The organism is Mesorhizobium sp. M7A.F.Ca.US.005.03.2.1 (assembly GCF_003997795.1).
GTDB classification, from domain to species: Bacteria; Pseudomonadota; Alphaproteobacteria; order Rhizobiales; family Rhizobiaceae; genus Mesorhizobium; species Mesorhizobium ciceri.
The window spans coordinates 1-3,233 of sequence record NZ_RZRP01000728.1; the positions used below are offsets into that span (position 1 = coordinate 1).

The 3,233-nt window shown below is 62.6% G+C and carries 4 protein-coding genes and 2 pseudogenes; 5 read left to right on the top strand and 1 reads right to left on the bottom strand.

Features of this window, described 5'->3' with window-relative positions:
* Positions 1-284: pseudogene (locus tag EN991_RS29160) on the top strand (cation transporter); the annotation flags it as partial.
* A 61-nt stretch (positions 285-345) separates the two neighbouring features.
* Entirely contained in the window at positions 346-750 is a 405-nt protein-coding gene (locus EN991_RS29165; protein WP_013528467.1) for a GFA family protein, read from the top strand.
* Between the two features lie 20 nt (positions 751-770).
* Here the strand turns inward: EN991_RS29165 and EN991_RS29170 are convergent, their stop codons facing one another.
* The gene (locus EN991_RS29170; protein ID WP_013528468.1) at positions 771-2,042 is read right to left on the bottom strand and encodes a DNA recombination protein RmuC; all 1,272 of its coding nucleotides are present in this window, start codon (positions 2,040-2,042) and stop codon (positions 771-773) included.
* Positions 2,043-2,145: 103 nt separating this feature from the next.
* On the opposite strand from EN991_RS29170, the gene def reads away from it, so the two are divergent.
* The 3 genes and pseudogenes from def to EN991_RS41185 all read left to right on the top strand — a co-directional run.
* The gene (gene def, locus EN991_RS29175; RefSeq protein WP_024502081.1) at positions 2,146-2,676 is read left to right on the top strand and encodes a peptide deformylase; all 531 of its coding nucleotides are present in this window, start codon (positions 2,146-2,148) and stop codon (positions 2,674-2,676) included.
* Positions 2,677-2,723: 47 nt separating this feature from the next.
* Positions 2,724-2,987 carry a hypothetical protein gene (locus tag EN991_RS29180; RefSeq protein ID WP_013528470.1) on the top strand — a complete coding sequence of 88 codons (264 nt, stop codon included), beginning with the start codon at positions 2,724-2,726 and terminating at the stop codon, positions 2,985-2,987.
* Positions 2,988-3,103: 116 nt separating this feature from the next.
* Positions 3,104-3,233, top strand: a pseudogene (locus EN991_RS41185) (methionyl-tRNA formyltransferase); the annotation flags it as partial.

The following is a 3,233-nucleotide window of genomic DNA, read 5'->3' on the forward strand; positions in this document are numbered from 1 at the left end:
AGATGAAAGCGCGGGCGATCGCCCAGCAGGATCCGGCGGTGCAGCGGGCGAACGGCGTCCTGACCGTTCATATGGGGCCGACAGAGATCGTCGCCGGGCTCAGCATCGAGTTCGAGGACCAATTGACGGCGCCCGAGATCGAAGCTTGCGTCGAGCGCCTGGAGGCGCAGTTGAAGAAGGAAATGCCGGAGATCACACGGCTGTTCGTCAAGCCGCAGACGTCAGGCACCTGGGAGCAGCGGCGCAGGCTGATCGATTCCGCATCCGATCCTGCCCTGGACTAAAACCGTGCCATTGCCTCACGGCCTTGCGCCGCTAGATTGAAGGGGCTTTGGAGGAACGAAGATGAGAATAGACGGCGGCTGTCATTGTGGCGCCATCACCTACGAGGCGGAGGTCGATCCGGAAAAGACCACGATCTGCCACTGCACGGATTGCCAGCAACTGACCGGCACGGCTTTTCGCCTTACGGTTCCGGCGCCGGAAAGCAACTATCGCATCACCAAGGGCACGCCGAAAATCTACATCAAGATCGTGGCGAGCGGCGCCAAGCGCACCCAGGCCTTTTGCGCCGACTGCGGTTCGCATCTTTACGCCACGTCTGTCGGAGATGGTCCGAAGGTCTATGGAATTCGCGTGGGGACCGCGCGGCAGCGCCAGGATTTGATCCCGACACAGCAGAAATGGCACCGCTCGGCGCTGCACTGGCTGCCTGAATTTCAGGGCATGACCACGTTGGAGGAGCAGTAGCACCGGTCCGGCACCGCGGCTCAATCGTCGCCTTCGACGACCCTCAGCCTGAGCTGCCCGGTTTTCGAATCGGCAACGCGCGCGCCGGTATCGACCTTGGCGGCGGGCCCCCGTGACGCGGCGTCTACGGCGGCATCGCCGTCGGGCTGCGCGCCGAATTCCAGCGCCTCGATCTTCTGGCCGCGCTTGGTGACCTTCGACGTCGAAACCAGTATGTCGTCGATATCCTTGGCCGACTGGCCGAAATGCACCTGCAGCTTGCGCACCCGCTCATCGACACGTGCAACATCCTCCATCAGCCGGATGACCTCGCCCTGGATCAGGTGCGCCTGTTCGCGCATGCGGGCATCCTTGAGGATCGCCTGGATGACCTGGATCGACAGCATCAGCAGCGACGGCGAGACGATGACGACGCGCGCACGGTGCGCCTTGTGCACGATCGCCTCGAAATTCTCGTGGATCTCGGCGAACACCGATTCCGACGGCACGAACATGAAGGCAGTGTCCTGCGTCTCGCCCTGGATCAGGTATTTTTCCGAGATATCGCGGACATGGATCTCGATGTCGCGGCGGAAGGCCTGCGAAGCTGCCTTCTGCAGATCGGCGCCATCGGCGGCGCGGATGGCGTTCCAGGCCTCCAGCGGAAATTTTGCATCGATGGCCAGCGACGGCGCGCCATTCGGCATCTTCACCAGGCAGTCGGGCCGGCTGCCGTTCGACAGCGTCGCCTGGAACTCATAGGCGCCGTGCGGCAGGCCGTCGGCAACGATCGCCTCCATGCGCGACTGGCCGAACGCGCCGCGCGTCTGCTTGTTCGAGAGGATCGCCTGCAATTGCACGACCTGGCCGGCGAGCGACTGGATGTTGCCTTGCGCGACGTCGATGATCGCCAGCCGTTCCTGCAATTTGGCCAGGCTCTCATGCGTGGATTTGGTCTGCTCGGTCATGGTCTGGCCGAGCCGGCCGGTCATGGCGTCGAGGCGTTGGCCGATCGATTGCGTCAGCTCCGCCTGCCGTGCGCCGAACACTTCCGCAATGGCGCCCATGCGGCCCTGCATTTCGGCCTGGCTTTGCAGAATGCCGGCCATCCGCACTTCCGCATCGCGGGCATGATCGGCGGCTTCCGCGGCCGCCACGGCGCGCGCCTTGGCCGACCGCCACAACGCAATGACCAGCGCCACGAACAGGGCCAGAAACAGCAAAACGCCGAAGGCCAGCGCATGGCCGAGCGTGATCGTTGTGGCGCCAAGCCGGGCGACAGGCTCCGAAAGGATGGTGCTCAAATCATTCATGTGGACAGCATAGACGATTCGCCGCGATAGCACAGATCAAAACGTGAACGCGCCTGATGCCAACCGGTTGACGCGTTTCGCTGGAGGTCTTAGGTGGAACGCCATGCCGATCAAGCCGCTCATCATCCTTCCCGACCCCATCCTGCGCGAGGTTTCCAAGCCCGTAGAGCGTGTCGACGCGCCTTTGCGCAAATTAGCCGACGACATGCTGGCGACCATGTATGATGCGCCGGGCATCGGGCTGGCGGCAATCCAGATCGGCGAGCCGCTGCGCTTGCTGGTGATCGATCTCGCCAAGGAAGACGAGACGCCGGCGCCGCATGTCTTCATCAATCCGGAAATCCTGGAGAGCGCCGACGCGCGCTCCGTCTATGAGGAAGGCTGCCTGTCGATCCCGGATTATTACGCCGAGGTCGAACGCCCCGCCTCCGTGCGGGTCAAATATCTCGACCGCGACGGCAAATTGCAGGAGATAGAGGCCGAGGGGTTGATGGCGACCTGCCTGCAACACGAGATCGACCACCTCAATGGCGTCCTGTTCATCGATCACATCTCGAAGCTGAAGCGCGACATGGTGGTAAAGAAATTCAAGAAGCTCGCCAGGGACAAGGCGCCGGGCAAGCTCGCGGGATAAGGTACGGGAGTCCCCTCCAGGCCTATTGTCGGCAGGATTGCCACCAAATGGAGATGCCGACGGTCGACATGCTGATCAGGGACATTCCTGAGCCTTTGAAGCGCGAGATCGAACTGGCGGCGCGCGAGGTCGGCCAGAGCGTCTCGGACAAGGCCATCGGCCTTCTGCGCAAAGGCATAGTTGCGGAGAGGCCGGCCCGAGAGGAGTCGAGCCTCTCGGCGTGGGCTGCAATTCGCTCGGCTTTCGTATCTGAAAGCGCAATTGGCGATGAATACGCGGAAATCATGGAGAAGATCGAAGCGGAAAGATAGCGCGACGGTCGTCCCGCGACTTCGACGGCCTTGACCTGAAGCTCGTAAACCCGTTTGAAGCGGATGCCTGAGCCGGCACACTGCGCGAGCAAGAAGACAGGATACCGGAAGAAAAAATGCCCCTTCGCGTCATCTTCATGGGTACGCCGGAGTTTTCGGTGCCGACCTTGCGCGCGATCGCCGAGGCTGGCCATGAGATATCAGTCGTCTATACCCAGCCGCCGCGCGCTGCCGGACGACGCGGGC

Coding starts and splice junctions, on each gene's coding strand:
- EN991_RS29165 (WP_013528467.1), top strand. CDS start 346: ATGAGAATAGACGGCGGCTGTCATTGTGGCGCCATCACCTACGAGGCG.
- EN991_RS29170 (WP_013528468.1), bottom strand. CDS start 2,042: ATGAATGATTTGAGCACCATCCTTTCGGAGCCTGTCGCCCGGCTTGGC.
- def (WP_024502081.1), top strand. CDS start 2,146: ATGCCGATCAAGCCGCTCATCATCCTTCCCGACCCCATCCTGCGCGAG.
- EN991_RS29180 (WP_013528470.1), top strand. CDS start 2,724: ATGGAGATGCCGACGGTCGACATGCTGATCAGGGACATTCCTGAGCCT.